The organism is Micromonospora sp. NPDC049801, assembly GCF_040656575.1.
Taxonomy (GTDB): domain Bacteria; phylum Actinomycetota; class Actinomycetes; order Mycobacteriales; family Micromonosporaceae; genus Micromonospora.
Genome location: NZ_JBFAMS010000022.1, coordinates 42943 through 67067, shown reverse-complemented (window position 1 = coordinate 67067; position 24125 = coordinate 42943). Strand labels below are relative to the sequence as shown.

Annotated in this window: 18 protein-coding genes and 1 pseudogene; 14 read left to right on the top strand and 5 right to left on the bottom strand. The window is 73.1% G+C overall.

All coding sequences use genetic code 11. The annotated features are described in order from the left end of the window. Positions 1-170: 170 nt before the first annotated feature. Together AB0I89_RS30090 and AB0I89_RS30085 are read left to right on the top strand one after the other, a co-directional pair. Positions 171-1286 carry a cobalamin biosynthesis protein gene (locus AB0I89_RS30090; RefSeq protein ID WP_357133630.1) on the top strand — a complete coding sequence of 372 codons (1116 nt, stop codon included), beginning with the start codon at positions 171-173 and terminating at the stop codon, positions 1284-1286. Beyond that, positions 1283-2824 carry a cobyric acid synthase gene (locus AB0I89_RS30085; RefSeq protein WP_357133628.1) on the top strand — a complete coding sequence of 514 codons (1542 nt, stop codon included), beginning with the start codon at positions 1283-1285 and terminating at the stop codon, positions 2822-2824. The genes AB0I89_RS30090 and AB0I89_RS30085 overlap by 4 nt, the downstream gene beginning before the upstream one ends. A 167-nt stretch (positions 2825-2991) precedes the next feature. On the opposite strand, the gene AB0I89_RS30080 is transcribed toward AB0I89_RS30085, so the two are convergent. After that, complete coding sequence (locus AB0I89_RS30080; RefSeq protein WP_355052319.1) at positions 2992-3393, bottom strand: rhodanese-like domain-containing protein; 402 nt, start codon at positions 3391-3393, stop codon at positions 2992-2994. Positions 3394-3805: 412 nt separating this feature from the next. On the opposite strand from AB0I89_RS30080, the pseudogene AB0I89_RS30075 reads away from it, so the two are divergent. From AB0I89_RS30075 to AB0I89_RS30060, 4 genes and pseudogenes are all read left to right on the top strand, one after another. Beyond that, positions 3806-4497: pseudogene (locus AB0I89_RS30075) on the top strand (hypothetical protein); the annotation flags it as partial. Next, positions 4490-5833 (top strand): dipeptidase, encoded by a 1344-nt coding sequence (locus AB0I89_RS30070; RefSeq protein WP_357133692.1) that lies wholly within the window; start codon positions 4490-4492, stop codon positions 5831-5833. The pseudogene AB0I89_RS30075 and the gene AB0I89_RS30070, both read left to right, overlap by 8 nt. A 71-nt stretch (positions 5834-5904) precedes the next feature. Next, positions 5905-6111, top strand: a complete 207-nt coding sequence (locus tag AB0I89_RS30065) for a hypothetical protein (protein WP_030333429.1) — start codon at positions 5905-5907, stop codon at positions 6109-6111. A 110-nt stretch (positions 6112-6221) separates the two neighbouring features. Beyond that, positions 6222-7814 carry an ATP-dependent DNA ligase gene (locus tag AB0I89_RS30060; RefSeq protein WP_357133625.1) on the top strand — a complete coding sequence of 531 codons (1593 nt, stop codon included), beginning with the start codon at positions 6222-6224 and terminating at the stop codon, positions 7812-7814. A gap of 54 nt (positions 7815-7868) precedes the next feature. Here the strand turns inward: AB0I89_RS30060 and AB0I89_RS30055 are convergent, their stop codons facing one another. Beyond that, positions 7869-8690 (bottom strand): SURF1 family protein, encoded by an 822-nt coding sequence (locus tag AB0I89_RS30055; RefSeq protein ID WP_357133623.1) that lies wholly within the window; start codon positions 8688-8690, stop codon positions 7869-7871. 173 nt (positions 8691-8863) lie between these two features. Between AB0I89_RS30055 and AB0I89_RS30050 the strand changes: the two genes are divergently transcribed. Then, positions 8864-10261, top strand: a complete 1398-nt coding sequence (locus tag AB0I89_RS30050; RefSeq protein ID WP_357133621.1) for a cobyrinate a,c-diamide synthase — start codon at positions 8864-8866, stop codon at positions 10259-10261. Further along, entirely contained in the window at positions 10258-10827 is a 570-nt protein-coding gene (locus tag AB0I89_RS30045) for a GNAT family protein (protein WP_357133619.1), read from the top strand. Before AB0I89_RS30050 ends, AB0I89_RS30045 begins: the two co-directional genes overlap by 4 nt. Positions 10828-10865: 38 nt before the next feature. Here the strand turns inward: AB0I89_RS30045 and AB0I89_RS30040 are convergent, their stop codons facing one another. Beyond that, a complete protein-coding gene (locus AB0I89_RS30040) occupies positions 10866-12998 on the bottom strand; it encodes a transglycosylase domain-containing protein (protein ID WP_357133617.1) in 2133 nt (710 codons plus the stop codon). Between the two features lie 122 nt (positions 12999-13120). Here AB0I89_RS30040 and cobC point away from each other — a divergent pair, with 122 nt between their 5' ends. The 3 genes from cobC to cobA are packed head-to-tail and all read left to right on the top strand — an operon-like array spanning position 13121 to position 16627. Beyond that, a complete protein-coding gene (gene cobC / locus AB0I89_RS30035) occupies positions 13121-14203 on the top strand; it encodes an Rv2231c family pyridoxal phosphate-dependent protein CobC (protein ID WP_357133615.1) in 1083 nt (360 codons plus the stop codon). After that, positions 14203-15363: a nicotinate-nucleotide--dimethylbenzimidazole phosphoribosyltransferase gene (locus AB0I89_RS30030; RefSeq protein WP_357133690.1), complete on the top strand. Its 1161-nt coding sequence runs from the start codon at positions 14203-14205 to the stop codon at positions 15361-15363. The genes cobC and AB0I89_RS30030 overlap by 1 nt, the downstream gene beginning before the upstream one ends. 31 nt (positions 15364-15394) lie before the next feature. Further along, positions 15395-16627, top strand: coding sequence for a uroporphyrinogen-III C-methyltransferase (gene cobA / locus AB0I89_RS30025; RefSeq protein ID WP_357133613.1), 1233 nt, complete (start codon positions 15395-15397; stop codon positions 16625-16627). 248 nt (positions 16628-16875) lie between these two features. Here cobA and otsB read toward each other — a convergent pair whose 3' ends face one another. Continuing rightward, positions 16876-19437 (bottom strand): trehalose-phosphatase, encoded by a 2562-nt coding sequence (gene otsB / locus AB0I89_RS30020; RefSeq protein ID WP_357133688.1) that lies wholly within the window; start codon positions 19435-19437, stop codon positions 16876-16878. A 41-nt stretch (positions 19438-19478) separates the two neighbouring features. Next, the gene (locus tag AB0I89_RS30015; RefSeq protein ID WP_355052272.1) at positions 19479-20879 is read right to left on the bottom strand and encodes a trehalose-6-phosphate synthase; all 1401 of its coding nucleotides are present in this window, start codon (positions 20877-20879) and stop codon (positions 19479-19481) included. Between the two features lie 329 nt (positions 20880-21208). On the opposite strand from AB0I89_RS30015, the gene ettA reads away from it, so the two are divergent. From ettA to AB0I89_RS30000, 3 genes are read left to right on the top strand one after another with little or no spacing between them, the layout of a single operon-like run. Beyond that, positions 21209-22885: an energy-dependent translational throttle protein EttA gene (gene ettA / locus AB0I89_RS30010; protein WP_357133610.1), complete on the top strand. Its 1677-nt coding sequence runs from the start codon at positions 21209-21211 to the stop codon at positions 22883-22885. Beyond that, positions 22878-23324, top strand: coding sequence for a thioesterase family protein (locus AB0I89_RS30005; RefSeq protein ID WP_357133608.1), 447 nt, complete (start codon positions 22878-22880; stop codon positions 23322-23324). Before ettA ends, AB0I89_RS30005 begins: the two co-directional genes overlap by 8 nt. Then, complete coding sequence (locus tag AB0I89_RS30000) at positions 23321-24037, top strand: hypothetical protein (protein WP_357133606.1); 717 nt, start codon at positions 23321-23323, stop codon at positions 24035-24037. The genes AB0I89_RS30005 and AB0I89_RS30000 overlap by 4 nt, the downstream gene beginning before the upstream one ends. Positions 24038-24125 lie beyond the last annotated feature (88 nt).

The following is a 24125-nucleotide window of genomic DNA, read 5'->3' as shown; positions in this document are numbered from 1 at the left end:
TGAGGTCCCGACGCCGTACGCGCCGGGGGCACGACGGGGGCGGGGTGGCGGCGCGGCTCGCGTCGTCACCCCGCGTGAGCAGAGCGGGTGGAGGAGACTTCGGTGGAGTACGGCAGGCGCGGCTGGCTGATGCGGTGCTCGTCTAGGCTGGCCGGCCGGGGGTGGTGAGCGTGCGACGGACAGCACCGGTGGCGAACGCGGTGGGCCTGGTGGCCGGTTACGCCCTGGACCGGTTGCTCGGCGACCCCCGCCGGTGGCACCCGGTCGCCGGGTTCGGCCAGGTGGCCGGCGCTCTGGAGCGTCGCCTGCACCGCCCGGACCGGACCGCCGGGGCGGTGTTCACGGCATTGGCGGTCGGCGGGCCCGTGGCGCTCGGGGTGGCCGCCGCGCTGGCCACCCGGCACCGGCCGGTGAGCCGCGCGGTCCTCGTCGCCGCCGGCACCTGGACCGTGCTGGGCGGCCGTACCCTGCGGCGCGAGGCCGCGATCATGGGTCGGACGCTGCGCGACGGCGACCTGCCCGCCGCGCGGGAACGCCTCGGCAACCTCTGCGGGCGGGACCCGTCGACCCTGGACGAGTCGGAGTTGGCCCGCGCCACCGTCGAGTCGGTCGCGGAGAACACCTCCGACGCGGTGGTCGCCCCGCTGCTCTGGGGCGCGGTCGCCGGCCTACCCGGTTTGCTGGGTTACCGCGCCGCGAACACTCTGGACGCGATGGTCGGGCACCGGTCGGAGCGCTACGCGCGGTTCGGCACCCCCTCCGCCCGGCTGGACGACCTGCTCAACCTCGTGCCGTCCCGGCTGACCGGGCTCCTCACCATCGCCGTCGCTCCGGTGGCGCACGGCGACCGGGAGCGCGCCTGGCGGGTGTGGCGGCGGGACCGCAACGACCACCCGAGCCCCAACGCTGGCCAGTGCGAGGCGGCGATGGCCGGCGCGCTCGGCGTCCGCCTCGGTGGCCGCAACAGGTACTTCGGGCGCTCCGAGGTCCGCCCGTTCCTGGGCGACGGCCCCCGTCCCGAGGCGCGACACCTCAAGCGGGCCGCGCGCATCTCCGGCGCTGTCGGCCTGGCAGCCCTCGGGCTGGCCGCCGCCTACCCGCTGACCGTCGGTCGCCTCGCCGGCGCGGTCGCGCGGCAGGGCCTGCGCGCCGCGACGGGTCGGGGCACCGGCCCGGTGCTGAGCCGGGAGGCGTTTTCGCGGGGCCGGTGGGCAGGCGGCCCGCCGGCCGTCCGGTCGGAGCCGGGTCGGGTCGGCGGCGTCACGGGGTGGGGGAGCGGGCGATGAGCGGCGGGCTGCTGGTCGCCGGCACCACCTCGGACGCCGGCAAGAGCGTGCTCACCGCCGGCATCTGCCGCTGGCTGCACCGGCGGGGCGTGAAAGTGGCGCCGTTCAAGGCGCAGAACATGTCGAACAACTCGGCCGTCGTGGTCGGGCCGGACGGGCGGGGTGGGGAGATCGGCCGCGCCCAGGCCATGCAGGCCGCGGCGTGCGGGCTCGCACCCGACCTGCGCTTCAACCCGGTGCTGCTCAAGCCGGGCAGTGACCTCGCCAGTCAGGTGGTGCTCCTCGGCGAAGCGGTCGACACGATCACCGCCGGCACCTTCCGGCAGCTGCGACCCCGGCTCGCCGAGACCGCGTACGCGGCGTTGGCTGAGCTGCGCGCCGCGTACGACGTGGTGATCTGCGAGGGCGCGGGCAGTCCGGCGGAGATCAACCTGCGGGCCGGGGACTACGTCAACATGGGGCTCGCCCGGCACGCCAACCTGCCCGCCATCGTGGTCGGCGACATCGACCGGGGCGGCGTCTTCGCGTCGATGTTCGGCACGGTGGCCCTGCTCGACCCGGCCGACCAGGCTCTCGTCGCCGGCTTCGTGATCAACAAGTTCCGGGGGGACCTCGGCCTGCTCCAGCCGGGGCTGGACATGCTGCGTCGCGTGACCGGCCGTCCCACGTACGGGGTGCTGCCGTGGTCGCTCGACCTGTGGCTGGACGCGGAGGACTCCCTCGCCTACGGCCGGATACTCGGCCGTCCCGCCGCCCCACACGGCACCGAATGGCTGGACGTGGCCGTCGTCCGGCTGCCTCGCATCAGCAACGCCACCGACGTGGAGGCGCTCGCCACCGAGCCGGGTGTCCGCGTGCGTCTCACCGTCGAGCCGGCCGAACTGGCCTCCGCCGATGTGATCGTCCTGCCCGGCTCGAAGTCGACCGTCGCGGACCTGGCCTGGCTACGCGAGACCGGCCTCGCCGACGCGGTCGCCGCCCACGCGGCAGCCGGCAAGCCGCTGCTCGGCCTCTGCGGCGGGTTCCAGATGCTCGGCCGAGCCATCCACGACCCGGTCGAGAGTCGGCAGGGCAGTGTAGCCGGGCTCGGTCTGCTGCCCATCGAGATCACCTTCGATCCCCGCAAGACCGTCCGGCAGTCGGTGGGCGCCGGCCCCGGCGACGTGACGGTCCGCGGCTACGAGATCCACCACGGGTACGTCTCGCAGTCCGACCCGGACCTGCCCCCGCTGCTGACCGGGGCCGACGGCGCGGGCGAGGGAGCGGTGCTCGGCGCGGTGCACGGCACGCACTGGCACGGCGCGTTCGAGTCCGACGGGTTCCGCCGCTGGTTCCTCACCGAGGCGGCGCGGCTGGCCGGGCGTACCGGCTTCCGGGTCGCGCCGGCCACCAGCTTCGCCGCCGCCCGGGAACGCTCGCTCGACCTGCTCGGCGACCTCGTCGAGGAGCACCTCGACACCGACGCCCTCTGGCGTCTCATCGAGACCGGCGCACCCGAGGCTCTTCCCTTCATCCCGCCCGGCGCCCCGCCCACCTGAGCGCCACCCCCGCGCCGGACCACCGCCTCCAGCGCCGACAGCGCCACCCCGCGACAGACCACCGCCTCCGGCGTCGATCATGGAGTCGTGGTGCCTGATATGTCGCTGATGGCCCTCTGCGTCCGCCACCACAACGTCATGATCGGCGAGGTGGGATAGCGGGCTGGTCAGAGGCGGATGTCGGCGGGGCGGTCGGTGGTGGGCAGACCGGCGGCCAGCCACGCGTCGACGCCGCCGATCATGTCGGTGGCCCGGCGCAGCCCGAGGGTCTGGAGGCTCGCGGCGGCCAGGCTGGAGCTGTAGCCCTGGCGGCACACCACGATGATCTCCCGGTCGTACGCGGTGGCCTCCGGGATGCGCCAGGCGCTGGCCGGGTCGAGCCGCCACTCCAGCACCGTGCGGTCGATGACGACCGCCCCCGGGAGGTCACCCTGTTCGCGGCGCTGCGTGTCGGTACGGGTGTCGACAAGCAGAGCGCCACCGCGGACCGCCTCGACGGTCTGCTGTGGAGTCAGTCGGTGCAGCCCGGCGCGGGCCTGTTCGAGCAGGGCGTCGATGCCGGGGCTCATCACGTCTCGGAGCACCACCGAATCATGCCGACTCGGCTACCGGCCCGCGCGGCGAACCGATCGCCCGTCACCCCTCGCCACCCCAATTCCCCCGGACGTGAGAATGGCCGCCCCAACAGGCTCAGCCAGACGTGTCACCCGGCCGGGATCGGCATGATCGACTCGATTTCCGTGAGGTCGGGGTGTCGTGGCGGGCGGGAGAGAGCGACATCCGTGAAACCGAGTCGATCACGGCCAGACCGCCGAGCCTGGCGAGCGCGGACCAGGGGAGGGGCATACTGCGCTCGTGCACGGACTCTTCGCCAGGGGACCGCTCGGACGCACGGGGCCGCCGCTGCGTGAGCCCGGCACCCTTCGACACCGAAACGACGCCGATGGGCCGACCGAGGGTTCCGCCGCGCAGGTGGCACCGGTGGCAGTCGTCGAGGCGTACGCCGAGGTGGCGCGCCGGGTGCTCGCGGGCCCGGCGCGGTTGGGACGGACCCGGCTGGTCGCCGTCGACGGGCCGAGCGGCGCGGGCAAGAGCCGGTTCGCGGCGCACCTCGCGGACGCCCTGGCGGCGCTGCCCGGCGGGCGGCCGCCCGTGGTGCACACCGACGACCTGCTCGACGGCTGGGGCGACCAGTTGACCTTCTGGCCCCGGCTCGACGGCGAGGTGCTGGCCCGGCTGCGCCAGGGGAAGCCGGGCGCGTACCGGCGGTACAGCTGGGTACGGCGGTCCTTCCTGCCCCGCCCGGTGCCGGTGCCGGTGACGCCGGTGCTGATCGTGGAGGGGGTCAGCGCCGCGCGTGCCGTCGTCCGGCCGGAGCTGACTCTCGCCGTCTTCGTGACCGCGCCCGCGCCGCTGCGGCTGGCCCGCGCGGTCGAACGGGACGGGGCGGAGATCCTGCCGGAGCTGCGCCGCTGGCATGTCGGTGAGCGGGCGCACTTCAGCGCCGACGACACCGCCGCGCACGCCGACCTGGTGGTCGACGGAGCGCCGACGCTGCCGCTCGACGCGTCGCGCTACTTCGTGCGGGTCCCCGCTGCGGGTGCGGGCTCGGCCGGCCGGCCTGGGTAAGGCCGGCATACGATGCCGGTCATGACCTCACCGATCATGTCCGAGTCCGAGGTGCGGGCCGCCGTCGAGCGGGAGATGCCCGGCGTCCGGGCCGACCTCGAACGCCTCGTCCGTATCCCCGGCATCGCCTTCGACGGCTTCGACCACTCGCACGTCGAGCGTTCCGCCGAGGCGGTCGCCGAGTTGCTGCGCGGCTGCGGTCTGGACGTCGACATCGTGCGTTCCGGCGGGCAGCCGGCCGTGATCGGCCGTCGCGCGGCCCCGCCCGGCGCGCCCACCGTGCTGCTCTACGCCCACCATGACGTGCAGCCGGTCGGCGACCGGTCGCTGTGGGAGTCCGACCCGTTCGAGCCGGTGGAGCGCGACGGCCGCCTGTACGGCCGGGGCGCGGCCGACGACAAGGCCGGCATCATGGCGCACGTCGCGGCCCTGCGGGCGTACGGGGACGCGCTGCCGGTCGGTGTGGTGCTGTTCATCGAGGGCGAGGAGGAGTTCGGCTCCGACTCGTTGGAGCGGCTGCTCGTCGAGCACCGCGACGAGATCGCCTCGGACGTCATCGTGATCGCTGACTCGGGCAACTGGGACATCGGTGTACCGGCGCTGACCACCTCGCTGCGCGGCATCGTCAACTGCTTCGTCGAGGTGCGCACGCTGGACCACGCCGTGCACAGCGGCATGTTCGGCGGCGCCATCCCGGACGCGTTGACCGCGCTGGTCCGGCTGCTGGCGACCCTGCACGACGACGCCGGTGACGTGGCGGTGGACGGGCTCGTCGGCCGGGTGGGCGCCGCCGTCGACTACCCGGAGGACCGGGTACGCGCCGAGGCCGGGCTGGTCGAGGGTGTGCAGTTCATCGGTACCGGCCGGCTCACCGACCGGCTCTGGACCAAGCCGGCGCTGGCGGTGCTCGGCATCGACGCCCCGGCCACCGGCGAGGCCCCGAACGCCCTGGTGCCGGCCGCGAAGGCGAAGCTCAGCGTCCGTCTCGCCCCAGGCGACGACCCCAAGCGGGCGTACGCGGCGGTGCGCGCCCACCTGGAGAAGCACGCGCCGTGGGGCGCTCAGGTCACGGTCACCTTCGAGCACGACGGCAACCCGTGCGTGATCGACGCGTCCGGGCCGATGTTCGACGCCGCCCGCTCGGCGTTCCAGGCCGCCTGGGACGGCACCGAGCCGCTGGACATCGGCGTCGGCGGCTCGATCCCGTTCATCGCCACCTTCCAGGAGATGTTCCCGCAGGCGGCGATCCTGGTGACCGGCGTGGAGGACCCGCACGCCCGCGCGCACGGTCCGAACGAGAGCCTGCACCTCGGCGAGTTCGCCAAGGTCTGCCTCGCCGAGGCGCTGCTGTTGGGCAAGGTGGCCGCTGCGGCGGAGTGATAACGGCAAGTTTGCGCCTGAACTGCGTGTTTACGGCGTGTCGTCGATGGGGTTGTTATAGGCTTTCGAACATGAGTACGAACGAGGTGATGGCCCGGTTGGGGGCCGCCGTCAGCGCACTGGGGGACGTCGACGTCTCCGCGTGGTCCGAGGACACGCTCAACGAACAGCTCGGTGAGCTCTCCGCCGCCCTGGTCGCCCTCGACTCGGTGCTCTCCCGGGTGGCCGGTGAGGTCCGCGCCCGAGGGTTGCGCATCGAGGAGCCCGTCTCCGCCTGATTCCCGCCGCCCCTTGAGTGCCTTGAGAACCAGGGCCAGCGGGCTGCGGCACCGCGCCGACACCGCCCGGGCACGGCAATGCCCGGGCGGTGTCGGAGGTGACTGGCAGGATGAGCGTCGTGCGGTTCATCGACCTGGCGGCCACCTCCGCCGCCGTGGGCGCCACCAGCGGCCGGCGGGCCAAGGTGGAGCTGCTCGCCGACGCGCTGCGCCGGCTCGACCCGGCCGAGGTGGAGCCCGGCGCCGGCTATCTCGCCGGTGAGTTGCGGCAACGCCAGACCGGCGTGGGCTACGCCAGTCTGCGTGACCTGCCCGCGCCGGCCGTCGAGCCGACGCTGACCGTGGCCGCCGTCGACGCGGCCATCGCCCAGATCGCCGCTGTGCACGGCTCGGGGGCGCAGGCCCGCCGCCGCGCTCTGCTCGGCGCCCTCTACGCGGCGGCCACCGCCGACGAGCAACGGCTGCTGACCGGCCTGTTCGGTGGTGAACTGCGCCAGGGCGCGCAGGCCGGGCTGCTCGCCGATGCCGTGGCCCGGGCCGCCGAGGTGCCGGCCGCCACCGTCCGCCGTGCCCTGCTGCTCGCCGGTGACCTGCGGGCCGTGGCGGTGGCCGCGCTGCGCGGAGGGGCCGCCGAGTTGGCTGGTTTCGGCCTGCGGGTCGGCCGGCCGCTCGCGCCGATGCTCGCCCAGAGCGCCCCCTCGGTTGACGAGGCGCTGGCCGCGACCGGCACGCCGGCCGTGGTCGACGTGAAACTCGACGGCATCCGCATCCAGGTGCACCGCTCCGGCGCCGACATCGCCGTGTTCACCCGCAGCCTCGACGAGATCACCAGCCGGGTGCCCGAGGTCGTCGCGGCGGTGCGCGCCCTGCCCGGCCGCGAGCTGGTGCTCGACGGCGAGGCGATCGGCCTGGACGAGACGGGCCGCCCGCTGCCGTTCCAGCAGACCTCCAGCCGGGCCGCCCGGCGCACCACCCCGAGCACCACCGGCCGTACGCCGGTCGCCCCGGCGGTGCTCGCGGCCGCCGCCAGCACCGGCACGACGGTGCTCACCCCGTACTTCTTCGACCTGCTGCACCTCGACGGTGAGGATCTGATCGACCTGCCCGGCCACCAGCGGTGGGCCGCGCTCGCCGGCGCGGTGGACGCGTCACTGCTGGTCGGTCGGATGGAGGTCGACGGTCCGGAGCAGGCCGGGGCGGCGTTCGCCGCCGCCCTCGACGCGGGCCAGGAGGGCGTGGTGGTCAAGGCGCCGGACGCCCCCTACGACGCCGGCCGTCGTGGGGCGGCCTGGGTCAAGGTCAAACCCCGACACACCCTCGACCTGGTGGTGCTCGCCGTGGAGTGGGGCAGCGGCCGGCGCAAGGGCTGGCTCTCCAACCTGCACCTCGGCGCCCGTGACCCGCGCACCGGCGACTTCGTGATGCTCGGCAAGACGTTCAAGGGGCTCACCGACGAGCTGCTGCGGTGGCAGACCGAGCGGTTCCTCGGCCTCGCCGTCGAGCGCGGCGACTGGGTGGTCCGGGTGCGTCCCGAGCAGGTCGTGGAGATCGCGTTCGACGGGGTGCAGACGAGCACCCGCTATCCCGGTGGAATGGCGCTGCGGTTCGCCCGCGTGGTGCGCTACCGGGACGACAAGTCCGCCGCCGAGGCCGACACCATCGACGCCGTCCGCGCCATCCACGCGGGCCGGGTCACCGGCTGACGGCGGTCGGGGCCAGCCCACCGGCTGACGCCGGTTCAGGCTGTCAGGGCGGGGTCAGGCGGAGGCGCTGGGCGTCGGCTCGGCCGCCCGGTCCAGCGGTGCCGGCGCGCCACCGAGGCCGGCGGCCCGGCGTGCCTCGCGGCGGGCCACCCAGCCGTAGCCGAAGATCGCCATCGCGGCGAAGAGCCACCACTGCACGACGTAGCCGAAGTTCTGCCAGTTGTTGGTGTGCCCGACCGGGACGGCCTTGAAGAGCGGGTCGGCGGCCGGGGTCTGCTCGTCCAGCAGCAGGTAGCCGCCGTAGACCGGGTAGGGCAGCTCGCGGGCCAGCCGCGGCACGGCGATCCGCCGGGTCTCCAGCCGTCCGTCGCGGCGGTCCACCACGCCGGCGCCGCTCTCGGTCTCGTGCACCCGGCCGCTGACCGTGACGTCGCCGCCCGGCGGGGTGGGCACCGACGGCTGGGCGGTCGCGCCGCCCGGAGCCGGCGGGATCCAGCCCCGGTCCACCAGCAGCGCGGTGCCGTCGGCGAGCACGAGTGGGGTGAGCACCTCGAAGCCGACCCGGCTGTCGACCGTCCGGCCCCGGACCAGGACGGTGTTCGACGTGTCGTACCGGCCGGTGGCGGTGACGCGGGTCCAGACCCGGTCCTTCGCGGGAGCCGGACCGGCGGTGCCGGGCCCGCCGGCCGGCGGGCGGAACGCGTCGGCCAGGGGCGCCGGGGCCATCCGCTCGCCCGCGTCGATCCGCTCGTTGATCTCGGTACGACCCCGGTAGCGGTCCAGCTGCCAGTTGCCGAGCCACACCATGACGGCGGCGGCGACCAGCGTCAGCGCGAGGGCGCCCAACCAGCGTGGGCTCAGCAGGAACCGGTACACGGCACCGAGGCTACCCGTATGACCGGGGCCACTCACCGCGACCGGGCCGGGACGGTCCGCCGACCCCCGGTTGGCGGTGCTCGCCCGTCGGTGCGGGCGAGTATCGTCACGCCGACGGATCGACCCCCTCGGTTGTCCGTCGCGTACCCGCCGCCGCCCGCGAGGAGTCGATGATGACCGTCGTGCCGCGCCTGGTGCTCAGCGCGCCGTCCTCCGGGCACGGAAAGAACGCGTTGGCGATCGGGCTGCTCGCCGCCCTGGCCGAGCGGGGTGTCGACGTCGCCGGGTTCAAGCTCGGCCCGGACCACGTCGACGCCGCGTACCTCGGTCTCGCCGCCGGCCGACCGGGCCGGGTGATCGATCCCCGGCTGGTCGGCGTCGACCGGCTCGCCCCGCTGGTCGCGCACGGCGCCGCCGGTGCCGGTCTCGCGGTCGTGCAGGGCAGCATGGGCCTGTACGACTCGGTGGGCGGCCGGCCCGAGCAGGAGTCCACGGCCGCCGCCGCGGCGGCGCTGCGCAGCCCGGTGGTGCTGGTGGTCGACGTGGCCGCGATGGGTCAGTCGGTGGCCGCGCTGGTGCACGGGTTCCGCTCGTACGACGAGCAGTTGTGGTTGGGCGGGGTGATCCTCAACCGGGTGGCGTCGTCGCGGCACGAGAGCATGCTGCGCGAGGCGTTGGACGACGTGGGTGTGCCCGTCTACGGCGCGCTGCGCCGCCAGGATCTGCCGGCCGTGCTGCCGTCCCGCCGGCACGGGGTCGCGCCGGTCGTCGACTCCTCGGCCGACGCCGTCCGCGCGGTGCGTCGCCTGGGTGAGGCCGTCGCCGCCACTGTCGACCTGGAACGTCTGCTCGGGCTGGCCCGTTCCGCTCCGCCCCTGCCGGCGGTGGCCTGGTCGCCGGGGGACGCGCTCGGTGAGCTGGTCGTGCCCGCGCAGCGTCCGCTGGTCGCGGTGGCCGGTGGTCCGGGTGGCAGCTTCAGCCACCCGGAGACCGCGGAGCTGCTGACGGCGGCCGGCGCCGAGGTGGTCACGGTCGACCCGCTGCGCGACGAGGCGTTGCCCGTCGGCACGCGGGCGCTGGTCGTCGGGGGAGCGCTGCCCGAGGCGTACGCCGAGCAACTGTCGGCCAACCGTCGGCTCTGCATCGCGGTGGCCGAGTTGGCGCGTACCGGCCGGCCGGTGGTCGCCGAGGGCGCCGGTCTGCTCTGGCTGGCCCGGGAGCTGGACGGGCTGCCGATGTGCGGTGTGCTGGACGCGGTGGGCGCGAGCCGCGACGGCCTGGTGGTGGGCTACCGGGAGGCGACCGCCGAGACCGACAGCGTGGTCGCCGCGAGCGGCACGGTGGTTGTCGGGCACAAGGAGCACCGGGCGGTGCTCACCCCGCGCGCCGGTCAGCGGCCGGCGTGGCGGTGGGAAGGTGGCACGCCGGAGGGGTTCGTCTGGCGCAACGTGCACGCCTCGCAGCTCACCCTGCACTGGGCCGGTCATCCGGCGACCGCCGCCCGGGTGGTGGCCGCGGCGGTGGGCGAGCCAGCAGCCGAGGCGGTGTCACAGCCGGTGGTGCCGGCGTGATCGGTCAGGTGGCGGTCCGCCGGTTTCCGGTGTTGACCGTCTCCACCCCGCGTACGGAGGTGCGCCGGCTCACCGCGGCCGACGCGGCGGCGGCCGGCGAGATCTTCGCCGACAAGCTGACCCGGCGTTGGCTGCCGCTGCCCGGCGACTCCGGTCCGATCGACGGGCACGCCTGGTGCACCGACCTGGCCCGGCAGCGACGCGACAGCGGCGAGGGCGACCACTACGGAGTGATCCGCCGGGAGGACGACCAGGTGGTCGGCTCCCTCTGGACCCGGCGTACGGACTGGGGTGCCCGCCTCACCGAGGTCTCCTACGCGATGGCCCCGCACGCCCGGGGCTTCGGCCTGGCCGCCGAGGCGGTGGACGCGGTGGCCATCGCCTTGATCCTGGAGCACGGTTTCCAGCGGGTCGAGCTGCGGGTCGCGCCCGGCAACCTGGCGTCCCGCCGGGTCGCCGAGAAGGCCGGCTTCAGCTACGAGGGCCTGTTGCGCAACGCCGGCTTCGTCGGCGGTGGCCGGGTCGACCTCGAAGTCTGGTCGTTCGTGGCGGCGGACCTTCGCTGAGCCCCGCCGCCCGGCGGACCTTTCGCCGACCCCCGCCGTCACCCGACGATGGCGTCTGAGGGCGGCGTGAACTGGCGGGTAGGTGTGCCCTTGAGGCCGTCGCGCAGGGTCTGTGCCACCGCCGCGATCGGGATCTGGGACTGCCCGTCACCGACCGCGTTGAACGGATTGTCCGGGTCGGAGATGAAGCTCGCCGCAGCCAGTTCCGGTGTGAACCCGACGAACCAGGCGGACCGGGTGCTGTCGGTGGTACCCGTCTTGCCGGCGACCGGGCGGCCGACCGTACCCCGGACGCTGTCGGCCGTCGACCAGCCGCCGCAGCCCCCGCGTGCCGGGGTGTCCCCGGTCGGGCAGCGGGCGGCGTCGGTGGCCGCGCGGGCGGCGTCGGCGCTGACCACCTGGCGGCAGCGAGGCTTCGCCACCTCGCGCTGGATGCCGCCCGGCGTGGTGTACGTGGCCGGTGTGCCGTCCCGGTTCATGATCGCCTGCACGGGTATCGCCTCGCAGTAGCGGCCGTCGGCCGCGATGGCCGCGTAGGCGTTCGCCATCTCCAGCGGGGTGGCGTCGGAGACGCCGAGGGTGAACGCGCCCCACTTGTTGGCCTTGCCCGGTGACGCCTGCTCCCGGTCGACGTCGGTACGCCAGCGCAGGCCGAGCTGTTCGGCGAGTCGGACCGCCTTCTCCGCGCCCACCTTCTCCTCCAGCCACACGAAGTACGTGTTGACGGATTTGCCGAAGCCCGACCACATGGTCTGCTGGCCGGTCATCGCGCCGCTGGCGTTCGACGGCGCCCAGCCGTCGTAGACGGACGACTTGTAGCGGTACGGGGCGTTGAACGAGGTGGACAACGTCATCCCGGAGTCCAGCGCGGCCAGCATCGGGAACATCTTGAACGTCGATCCGGCCTGGTAGCCGGGCAGGTCTCCGCCGCCGAGCAGCGGCGCCACCGTGTTGGGGTAGTTGGCCTTCACCTTCGGCCCGGCCTCGGGATTGGAGCTGGGTGGATTGTCGGCCAGGTCCAGGGAGTAGTTCCGGTTGACCGCCATCGCCTTGACCCGCCCGGTGCCCGGTTCGGAGACCACGATGCCGTTGGCGAACGGGCTGCCGGTGCCCTCCTTCGCGCCGACGTTCTTCTCAGCCGCCTCCTGGACCTTCTGGTCGAGGCTGAGCACGATCCGGTAGCCGCCCCGGCGCAGCTTGTCCATCCGTTCGAGGCGGTTGCTGCCGAACGCCGGTTGCGCGCTCCACCAGTTCTTCACGTAGTCGCAGGCGAAGCCCCAGCTCTGGTACTTCTCGATGATCGAGGCGCAGTCGCTCGGTGGGGTGGTGAGCTTCAGCCGGATCGGCTCGGACTTCGCGGCGGCGGCCGAGTCGGGGGACAGGTAGCCGAGCTGGCTCATCCGGTCCAGGACGTAGTTGCGCCGCCCGGTGGCCTCCTTCTGGTCGGAGTCGGCCGGGTCGTACTCGGAGGGGGACTTGACGAGCCCGGCGAGGGTGGCCGCCTCGACCGGGGTGAGGTCCTTCGGGGTCTTGGAGAAGAAGATCTCGCTGGCCGCGTAGATGCCGTACGCCCGGTGACCGAAGTACGCCGAGTTCAGGTAGCGCTCCATGATGTCTTCCTTGCTCATCTCCTTCTCCAGGTCCAGCGCCATGCGCATCTCCTTGACCTTGCGCAGGCTGGTCTGCTGGGTGGCCTCCTGGACCTCTTTGGGGGTGGTGGCGCTGTCCCGCAGGGCCATCCGGACGTACTGCATGGTCAGCGTCGACGCGCCCTGGGACACCCCGCTGGAGTGGGCGTTGGCCACGAAGGCGCGGGCCACGCCCTTCGGGTCGACGCCGTGGTGCTGGTAGAAGCGGGAGTCCTCGGCGGCGACGATCGCCTGCTGGATGTTCGGCGACATGTCCGACAGCTTCGTGTACTGCCGGTACTCCTCGTAGAACATGGTCAGCACGGTCTTGCCGTCCGGGGCGTACAGGTAGGAGGTTTCGGCGGGCAGGGCTTTGGTCAGCAGCCGGGTCTTCTGCTCCGTGGCGTGCGCGGTGGCCTTCGCGCCGAGCCCGGTGAGGGCGACCAGCGGGTAGGCGGCGGCGGCGATCACGATGCCGGCGATGAGCCCGGCGCGCAGGAGAGGAACGAGACGACCAGCGGCAGCAAGGGGTCGGTTGCTCACGTCGCAAAGTTATGACATTTCCGATTCGTACATGAGAAGAACTCATAAACCCGCGAGGTGGTGACATGGCTTACGTCGACATCGACTGTCCCGCCGGCCACCTTCCCGGCAGGATCGCGGACATGCGTGATCAGCCGTGCGGGGTGTCGCCGTTCGTCGACGCCGAGCCCGACCTGGCGCACCACGGCGACGCCGAGGCCAGCGCCGGTCTGGTCGACCTCGCCGTCAACGTCCGCCGGGCGCCGCTGCCGGCCTGGCTGGCCGATCCGATCGCCGCCACCCTCACCGACCTGGCCCGCTATCCGGACCCGGCCCCGGCCCGCGCCGCCGTCGCCGCCCGGCACCGGCGTCACCCGGACGAGGTACTGCTCACCGCCGGGGCCGCCGAGGGCTTCGTGCTCATCGCCCAGGCGCTGCGCGGCGTGCGCCGGCCCGTGGTGGTGCACCCGCAGTTCACCGAGCCGGAGGCGGCGCTGCGGGCCGCCGGGCACACGGTCGAGCGGGTCCTGCTGGACCCGGCCGACGGCTTCCGCCTCGACGAATCCCTCGTGCCCGCCGACGCGGACCTGGTCATGATCGGCAACCCGACGAACCCCACCTCGGTGCTGCACCCCGCCCGGACCATCGCCGCGCTCGCCCGTCCCGGCCGGGTGCTGGTCGTCGACGAGGCGTTCGCCGACACCACGGGCGGCGCGGACACCGGCGAACCCGAGTCGCTCGCCGAGCGGCGCGACCTGCCCGGGTTGCTCGTCCTGCGTAGCCTCACCAAGACCTGGGGCCTGGCCGGCCTGCGGATCGGCTACCTGCTCGGCGACGCGGCCCTGCTGTCCCGGCTGGCCGCCGTCCAGCCGCTCTGGGCCGTCTCCACGCCCGCGCTGGCCGCCGCCGAGGCCTGCGCCACGCCCGTCGCGGTCCAGGCCGAACGCGCGATCGCCGCCGAACTCGCCGCCGACCGCGACCACCTGGTCGCCTGCCTGTCCGACCTGCCGGGCGTACGCGTCGCCGGCCGCCCCGCCAGCGCGTTCGTCCTGCTGCGCCTGCCCGACGCGACCCGGGTACGGGCCGCCCTGCGCGACCGGGGCTGGGCGGTCCGCCGGGGCGACACCTTCCCCGGGCTCGGCCCGGACTGGCTGCGCGTGGCGGTACGCGACCGAGACACCACCGACGCGTTCATCGCGGTGCTGCGCGAGATCATGGAGGCATGATGCTGGAGACCACGACGTCGGCGATCCGGCCCCCGGACGAGGCGGCGATGGCCGCCGCCCGCGAGCTGCACGGCCGGCTGACCAAGCCGGCGGGCTCGCTGGGCCTGCTGGAGAACCTGTCGGTACACCTCGCCGGACTGGCCGGGACCTGCCCGCCGCCGGTGCCCGAGCCCGCCGCCGTGGCGATCTTCGCGGGCGACCACGGGGTGCACGCCCAGGGAGTCACCCCGTGGCCGCAGGAGGTCACCGCGCAGATGATCGGCAACTTCCTGGCCGGTGGCGCGGTCGTCAACGCGTTCGCCCGGCAGGCCGGCGCGTCGGTCACCGTGATCGACGTCGGGGTGGCCCACCCGCTGCCCGCGCCCACCGGGTCGGCCGCGCCCGCGTCGGACCTGGCCGCGCCCACGGGCTCGGCCGCGCCCGTGTCGGACCTGGCCGCGCCCACGGGCTCCGCGCCCGTGTCGGACCTGGCCGCGCCGCGGCTGATCGACGCGTCCGTACGCCGCGGTACCCGCGACCTGTCGGTGACCGCAGCGCTCACCCGGGACGAGGCGCTGGCGGCGGTCCTGACCGGCGTCCGGGTCGCCGACGAGCTGATCGACGCCGGCGCCGGCATTCTGCTCACCGGGGACATGGGCATCGGCAACACCACCCCGGCCGCCGCGCTGATCGCCGCGTTCACCGGCGTCGACCCGCTCGACTCCACGGGTCGGGGCACCGGAGTGGACGATGCGACGTACGCCCACAAGGTGGCCGTGGTGCGGGCCGCGCTGGCCCGGCACACCCCCGACCCGGCCGACCCGCTGGGTGTCCTCGCCGCCGTCGGCGGTTTGGAGCACGCCGCCCTGGCCGGGCTGATCCTCGGTGCCGCCGCCCGTCGTACGCCGGTCCTGCTGGACGGGGTGATCGCGGTGTCCGCCGCGCTCGCCGCCGCCGCGTTCGCTCCGGACGCGGTCGCCGCCATGGTCGCCGGACACCGCTCGGCGGAGCCCGGCGCGACGGTGGCGTTGCGACACCTCGGCCTCGACCCGCTCATCGATCTGGGGCTGCGCCTCGGCGAGGGCACCGGCGCGCTGCTGGCGCTGCCGGTGGTCACCGGCGCGGTCCGGGTGCTGCACGAGGTCGCCACGTTCGACTCGGCCGGCGTGGCCGAGAAGTGACCACGTCCAGCGAGCGGTCCGGTGGTGCCGGATGAGCGCGAACCCGTACCCCCTTGGTCTGCGGCTCGACGGACGGCGGGTGGTCGTGGTGGGTGGCGGCGCGGTCGCCACCCGGCGCGTGCCGGCGCTGCTGGACGCCGGCGCGGATGTCCTGCTGGTGGCACCGGAGCTGACCCCGGCGTTGCAGGCCCGGGTCGACGCGGGTCGGCTGCGCTGGGTGCCGCGCCGCTTCGTGCCCGAGGACCTGGACGGGGCCTGGCTGGTCCAGGTGGCGATCGACGATCCGACCGCGGCTGCCGCGGTCAGTGCCGTCGCGGACGAGCGGCGGATCTTCTGCGTACGCGCCGACGACCGGGCGGCCGCCACCGCCTGGACTCCGGCGGTGACCCGGCAGGGACCGGTCACCGTGGCGGTGCTCGGCGGTGGTGACCCCCGACGGGCGATGAGCGTCCGCGACGCCATCCGCGACCTGCTCGCTGCAAGGAAGGGCCCCCTCTTAACGCCTGGGGTAGAGGAAGGGGCCCTTCCTAACTCGACCGGCGGACGGGTGGCTCTCGTCGGGTCCGGGCCGGGTGACCCGGAGCTGATCACCGTGAAGGGCTGGCGGCTGCTCACCGAGGCGGATGTGGTGGTCGCCGACCGGCTGGTACCCGGCCTGCTCCTGGACGAGCTGCGCCCCGACGTCGAGCTGGTCGACGCCTCGAAGATCCCCTATGGCCCGTCGCGCGCCCAGGAGGAGATCAACCAGATCCTGGTCGACCGGGCGCTGGCCGGTGCTGCCGTGGTGCGGCTCAAGGGCGGCGACCCGTACGTCTTCGGCCGGGGCGGCGAGGAGTTGCTGGCCTGCGCGGCGGCCGGTGTGCCGGTGACCGTCGTCCCCGGGGTGACCAGCTCGATCGCCGCGCCGGCTGCGGCCGGCATCCCGGTCACCCACCGGGGGGTGGCGCACGAGTTCACCGTGGTCTCCGGGCACGTGGCGCCCGACTCGCCGGCGTCGCTGGTGCGCTGGGACGCCCTGGCCGGCCTGCGCGGCACCCTGGTGATCCTGATGGGGCTGAAGAACCTCGCCGCTATCGCCGAGACGTTGATCGCGCATGGCCGGTCGCCGCAGACACCGGCCGCCGTGGTCCAGGAAGCCACCACGGGCACTCAGCGGGTGCTGCGGTCCACGCTCGAAGCGGTCGCCGCCGACGTGCACACAGCCGAGGTGCGCCCACCCGCCGTGGTCGTCGTGGGCGACGTGGTGGGTGCCCTCGACGCCTGAGCAACGGGTGCCCACCGATCTTGCGGTTTCGGCGGGCAACATGCGTGATATGTCCCTTGTGTCGGGACAGGAAGTGCAAGATCGGCGAGCAGGGTAGTCCGGATGCGGCGATCATGGAGTTGTGGTGCCCGGGTTGGTGCCTTACCGGCGTTTTGTTGCCCACCACGGCGCCATGATCGGCGAGGTGGTGCCACGTGACGACGGGGCCGGGAGCGTCAGCGCTCCCGGCCCCGTCGTACGTGCTGTCGTTACTGCTTGAGCATGTTGTCCAGCAGCAGGGCACAGCGGATCAGCCCGAGGTGGCTGTACGCCTGCGGGTGGTTGCCCAGGCCGCGCTCGGCGAGCGGGTCGTACTGCTCGGGGAGCAGGCCGGTCGGGCCGGCGGTCAGCACCATCTGCGCGAACAGCTCCTCCGCGTCGGTGCGGCGGCCGGTGCGCAGGTACGCCTCGATCAGCCACGCCGTGCAGATGTGGAAGCCGCCCTCGCGGCCGGGCAGGCCGTCGTCCCAGTGGTACCGGTAGACGACCGGGCCGCTGCGCAGGTCCGCCTCGATCTTCAGGACCGTGGACAGGAAGCGCGGGTCGTCACCCGGGAGCAGGCCGGAGAGGCCGATCCAGAGCGACGAGGCGTCCATGTCCTCGTCCCCGTACGCGACGCTGTACGCCTCGACGTCGTCGTGCCAGCCGTGCTCCAGCACGTTCGCGCCGATCCGGTCGCGCAGGTCCGTCCACTCGGGCCGGTCTTCGCCGCCGTGCTGACGCATCACGTGCAGCGCCCGGTCGACGGTCATCCAGCACATCACCTTCGAGAAGACGTGGTGCCGGGGTGGCAGCCGCGCCTCCCAGATGCCGTGGTCGGGCTCGTGCCAGCGGCGGCGGACCGCCTCGACCATGTTCTCCAGGACCCGCCACTCGTCGTCGCGGACCGAGCCGCGCGCGTCGGCGACGGCCGCGATCAGGTCGGCGATGGGGCCGAACACGTCGAGCTGGAGCTGGTGGTTGGCGAGGTTGCCGACCCGGACCGGCCGGGAGCCGGCGTACCCGGGCAGCGTGTCGATGACCGCCTCGGCGCCCAGCTCGTACCCGTCGATGGTGTAGAGCGGGTGCAGCCGCTCCGGGTGGCCGCCGGTGCGCTCGATGCAGCCGTCCACCCAGCGCAGGAACGCCTCGGCCTCGTCGATGGAGCCGAGGTCGACGAGCGCGCGGGCGGTCAGCGCGGCGTCGCGCAGCCAGCAGTAGCGGTAGTCCCAGTTGCGGACGCCGCCCAGCTCCTCCGGCAGGGAGGTGGTGGCCGCGGCGAGGATCGAGCCGGTCGTCTCGTGGCAGAGCCCGCGCAGGGTGAGGGCGCTGCGCGCGACCAGGTCACGGGAGGTGGACGGCAGCCGCAGCGAGGCCACCCAGTCCTTCCACGGCTGCTCGGCAGCGGCCTGCCGCTCGTGGATCGGCACCCGGTGGTGCTCCAGGCTGTGCGTGCCGAAGCGCAGCTCCAGCACGACCTGCCCACCAGCGGCGGAGAGGTCGACGACCGCCTTGGCGGTCTCGTACCCACCGTCGTTGTTGACCTGCCACTCGACCCCGGGGGAGTAGAGGGCGACCGGTTCGTTCGAGCCGAGCACCAGCAGGCCGTCGCCGACGGGCTGCAACTGCACGGCCACCTGGCCGAACTCGGGGCGCGGCGCGAACTCCACCCGGACCCGCCCGTTGCCGCTGAGGACCCGGACGAGGGTCGAGTCGCCGGTGACCACGGCGGGACCGTCGGGCGTCGTCTCGCGGGCCGGCTTGTCCAGCCAGTCGGTGACGGTGAGCCCGGACCACCGGGTCTCGACGGTCATCGTGCCGGAGCGGTAGCGCTGGCCCAGCGGGATGCCGCCGCGCTCCGGGGCGATGCTGAAGTGACCGGCCGGGCTGCCGCCGACCAGGTCGGCGAAGATCGCCGCCGAGTCCGGCTTGGGGTGGCAGAGCCAGCTCACCTTCGCCTCGGGGGTGAGCAGGGCGACGGTACGACCGTTGGCCAGCATCGAGTGCCGCTCGATGGGCACCGCCCGCTCGCCGAACAGCCAGTGCCGGCGGGTCTCCAGCAGCAGCCCGAGCGCGCGGGCGGCCTCGATGGGCTCGGCCACCCGGAAGTTGGCCTTGGTGTCGCCTGGGCCGATCTTGATACCGAGGTCCGGCCCATGCAGGTTGCCGAAGGCGTTCTCATCGGTGACGTCGTCGCCGATGAAGAGCACCGCGCTCGCCGAGAGCTGGGTCCGTAGCTGGTCGACGGCCGTGCCCTTGTGGGTGGCCACCACGGACAGCTCGATGACCTCCTTGCCCTGCGTCACGGTGACGCCGTCGAAGGCGGCCGGGCCGTTGCGGACGGCCTCGATGGCGGCGGCGGCGACCTGCGGGTCGACGCCCCGGGTGTGCACCGCGACGCTGGCCGGCTTGCGTTCGAGCCGGATGCCCGGGTGTTCGGCGGCGATCTCGCGCAGCGCGTTGCGCACCTGGGTGCGGACCGCGACCAGCTCGGGGGAGAGGCGCTCGACGAAGCCGATGTCGAATTCGGAGCCGTGACTGCCGACGAGGTGTACCTCGCTGGGCAGCCGGGAGAGCGCGGCCAGGTCGCGCAGGGCGCGACCGGAGACCACGGCCACGCTCGTCTGCGGCAGCGCCGCGAGCGCGCGGATCGCGGCCACCGACTCGGGCAGCGGTACGGCGGTGCTGGGATCCTCGACGATCGGCGCGAGTGTGCCGTCGTAGTCACAGGCGATCAGGAGCTGCGGAACCCGGGCGATCCGGCCGATGGCGGATCGCAGTTCGGGGTCCATCACCCCGGTGGCGATCGCCGTTCCGTCGTTGACGGCCGTGTTCACGCGGCCTCCGCCTCGGAAACTCCCAGTTCGGAGAGGAAAGACTTGGCCCAGTGCCCCACGTCGTGGGTACGCAGGTGACGTTGCATTGTCCGCATCCGGCGGCGTGCCTCGGTTTTCTCCACGTGCACGGCCCGGAGCAGGGCGTCCTTCACCGCGTCCGGGTCGTGCGGGTTACATAGGAATGCCTGGCGCAGCTCCGTTGCGGCGCCAGCGAACTCGCTGAGCACGAGCGCACCGCCCTGGTCGGCACGGGATGCGACGTACTCCTTGGCCACGAGATTCATGCCGTCTCGCAGCGGGGTCACCATCATCACGTCCGCAGCAACGTACATCGCGGCCAGTTCACTGCGACTGTACGACTGATGGAGGTAATGCACGGCCGGCACGCCGACTCGGCCGAATTCGCCATTAATCCGACCAACTTCGCGCTCCACCTTGACCCGAAGTGCCTGGTAGTGCTCGACGCGCTCGCGACTCGGCGTGGCCACCTGCACCATAACGGCGTCCGGAACTGTCAACTTTCCGTCAGCAAGCAACTCGCGGAACGCCTTCAGGCGCAACTCGATGCCCTTGGTGTAGTCGAGCCGGTCCACGCCCAGGATTATCGTCTTCGGGTCGCCCAGTTCGGCGCGGATCTGCTTGGCCCGCGCCTGGATCGCCGGGTCGGCCGCCATCCGCTCCATCTCCTGCGTGTCGATGGAGATGGGGAAGGCGCCCGCCTTCACCTGCCGACCGTCGACCTGGATCATCTGACCCTCGTACCGGAGCCCGAGCAGGTGCCGGGCCAGCCGGACGAAGTTCTGCGCGGCCAACCGCTGCTGGAAGCCCACCAGGTCCGCGCCGAGCAGACCGCGCAGCAGCTCGGTACGGAACGGCATCTGCATGAACAGCTCGATCGGCGGGAACGGGATGTGCAGGAAGAAGCCGATCCGCAGGTCGGGGCGCAGCTCGCGGAGCATGGCCGGCACCAGTTGGAGCTGGTAGTCCTGCACCCAGACCGTCGCGCCCTCGGCCGCGACGTCGGCTGCGGCCTCCGCGAACCGGGCGTTGACCAGCCGGTACGCCTCACGCCAGCGACGCTTGTACGCCGGTGTCTCCACCGCGTCGTGATAGAGCGGCCAGATCGTCGCGTTGGACTGGCCCTCGTAGTAGCGCTCCAACTCCTCTGCGCTCAACGGGACCGGGTGCAGCCGGATGCCCTCCAGGTCGAACGGCTCGGGAGCGGCACCGGTGCCGCCGGCCCAGCCCACCCAGGTGCCCTGGTGCTCGGCGAGTACGGGATGCAGCGCGGTGACGAGCCCACCGGGGCTGCGTCGCCACTGCCGTCCCTCGGGTGTGCTCACCTCGTCGACCGGCAGACGATTCGCCACTACGACAAAGGAGCTACGGACGGTCACGATCGGCCACCTCCGGGTACTGACGGGTCCACCGCGATGAGCGTACTGAGCGTAGCTGCGGTGTCTGGGCCCCCGTGCCGGAGTCTCCTACCCGCCCAGTGTGCGGTGAATCCTGAAGGTGATCTTGTCGACAGCCCGACGGTCAGAGGTCGACGCGCTCGCCGGCGTACTCCTGGGGCGGGGTGATGTGGGCGAAGCGCGTCGTACCTGTCAGGATTGACGATGGCGTGCGCGCGGCCGGCTCCCGGCCGGCGGCGGCGGGCGGAGGTCTCAGCTCGCGCCGCGCCGCCCACTCAGGCGACAGCAAACCGACGGAGGTAGCCCGCACCGTGGCCCAGTACATCTACGTCCTGGAAAAGGCGCGCAAGGCGCACGGCGACAAGGTCGTGCTCGACAACGTCACGTTGAGCTTCCTGCCGGGGGCCAAGATCGGTGTGCTCGGCCCCAACGGCGCCGGTAAGTCCAGCCTCCTCAAGATCATGGCAGGGCTGGACAAGCCGAGCAACGGCGAGGCCCGGCTCATGCCCGGCTACACCGTCGGCATGCTCGCCCAGGAGCCCCCGCTCAACGAGGCCAAGACCGTGCTCGGCAACGTCGAGGAGGCGGTCGCCGAGACCAAGGCCAAGCTGGAGCGGTTCAACAAGATCGCCGAGCAGATGGCGACCGACTACTCCGACGAGCTGATGGAGGAGATGGGCAAGCTCCAGGAAGAGCTTGATCACCTCGACGCCTGGGACGTCGACTCCAAGCTCGAACTGGCCATGGACGCGCTGCGCTGCCCGCCGCCGGACGCCGACGTGACCCAGCTCTCCGGTGGTGAGCGCCGCCGGGTCGCGCTCTGCAAACTGCTGCTGGAGGCGCCCGACCTGCTGCTGCTGGACGAGCCCACCAACCACCTGGACGCGGAGAGCGTCTCCTGGCTGGAGCAGCACCTGGCGAAGTACGCCGGCACCGTCATGGCGATCACGCACGACCGGTACTTCCTGGACAACGTGGCCAACTGGATCCTCGAGCTGGACCGTGGCCGGACGTACCCGTACGAGGGCAACTACTCCACCTACCTGGAGAAGAAGGCCGCCCGACTGGCCGTCGAGGGCCGCCGCGACGCCAAGATGAAGAAGCGCCTCACCGAGGAGTTGGAGTGGGTCCGCTCCAACGCCAAGGCCCGGCAGACCAAGTCCAAGGCCCGCCTGGACCGGTACGACGAGATGGCCACCGAGGCGGAGAAGACCCGCAAGCTGGACTTCGAAGAGATCCAGATCCCGCCGGGTCCGCGCCTGGGCAGCACCGTGATCGAGGCGCAGAACCTCAGCAAGGGCTTCGGTGACCGGCTGCTGATCGACAACCTGTCGTTCTCGCTGCCGCGCAACGGCATCGTCGGCATCATCGGCCCCAACGGCGTCGGCAAGACCACGCTGTTCAAGACCATCGTCGGGCTGGAGGAGCCGACCGCCGGCTCGGTGCGCGTCGGCGAGACGGTCTCGCTGTCGTACGTCGACCAGAACCGCGAGGGCCTCAACGGCGACAAGACCGTCTGGGAGGTCGTCTCGGACGGGCTGGACTACCTGATGGTGGGCAAGGTCGAGATGCCGTCGCGGGCGTACATCGCGGCGTTCGGCTTCAAGGGGCCGGATCAGCAGAAGCCGACGAAGGTGCTCTCCGGCGGTGAGCGCAACCGGCTCAACCTGGCGCTGACCCTCAAGATCGGCGGCAACGTCATCCTGCTCGACGAGCCGACGAACGACCTGGACGTGGAGACGCTGTCCAGCCTGGAGAACGCCCTGCTGGAGTTCCCCGGCTGCGCCGTGGTCATCTCTCACGACCGGATGTTCCTGGACCGGGTCGCCACGCACATCCTGGCCTGGGAGGGCGACGACCAGGACCCGTCCAGGTGGTTCTGGTTCGAGGGCAACTTCGAGGCGTACGAGAAGAACAAGATCGACCGCCTCGGCGCGGAGGCCGCCCGACCGCACCGGGTGACCTACCGCAAGCTGACCCGTGACTGAGCGGTTCGTCTACCACTGCACGCTGCGCTGGTCCGACCTGGACGCGTACGGACACGTCAACAACTCGCGCTTCCTCACGCTGTACGAGGAGGCGCGGGTGGCGTTGATGTTCGCCGGCGGCCGGGCCTGGGGAGTGGGCTCGTTCGCCGACGGGGTGGTGATCCGCCGGCACGAGGTCGACTACCTGCGCCCGGTCGACTACGCGCTCGGACGGGCCACCGCGGAGTCCGCGCCCACGGTCCGCATCGAGCTGTGGGTGGAGGAGATCAAGGCGTCCCGGTTCACCGTCGCCTACGAGCTGTACGACGGTGAGGTGCTGGCCAGTCGCGCCCGCTCGGTGCTGGTGCCGTTCGACCTGACGCGTCAGGTGCCCCGGCGGATCACCGTCGAGGAGCGGGACTTCCTGCTGACGTACGCCCCGCAGGGCGGCGGATCGTGACGCGGCCGGAACGGGTGGCGTCGTCGGCGTCCAGCCACGGCCTGGCCGGCGTGGCCGACGCGGGCGCCTTCCTGGCCCGGCTGGTCCGGCTGGACCCGGCGGCGCCGGTGCGGCTGCGGCCGGCCGGCGCTTCCGGGCGGGTCGTCCTGTGGGCCCGGCTGCCGTGGCAGGTGCTGGTCGCCTCCACGGTGGCCGGCGACGCCGCCGGGGACGTCACCGTGGGCGCGGCCGACCTGCTGGCCGAGCTGGGACGCGGCGGTACCGCGTTGCCGGAGCGCCGGGACGCGCAGTGGCGCTGGCCCCTGCCGCCGGCGCGCAGCGAGCCAGTCGAGGTGCTGCCCGGCGTCGAGGTGCGCCGGATCGCGGCCGCGGCGGCGGGCACCCTGCGTACGGCGAGCGCCGAGGGGGTGGCGGGCCGCGCGGTGGGTCAGCGGGTCCTGCGCGACGCGCTGCTCGACCACGTGGCGGTGGTGGTCACGCCGGACGATCCGCCGGGCCCGCCGGTCGAGGTGCCGCAGCGACTGGTGCAGGGACTGGTCCGGATGGGCTTCCTCGGCGCGGTCGACGAGCCGGCCGTCCCTGCGGCGCGCGCCGCGGTGCGGGTAAGGGTCGCCGGCCGTTGGGTGGGCCTGGTGGGACCGTACGGAGCGGCCTGGTTGCAGAAGGCCACCGATCTCGCCGTGACTCCGCTCACTACTCGTCCGAACGGATGACCCCCCTTCATTCTTCTGGGCCGGTGGGGTCGTTGGGGGGGTGCTTCAACCCGGCTGTCCGGGTACCGTCCATCCTCGGATCCAACGC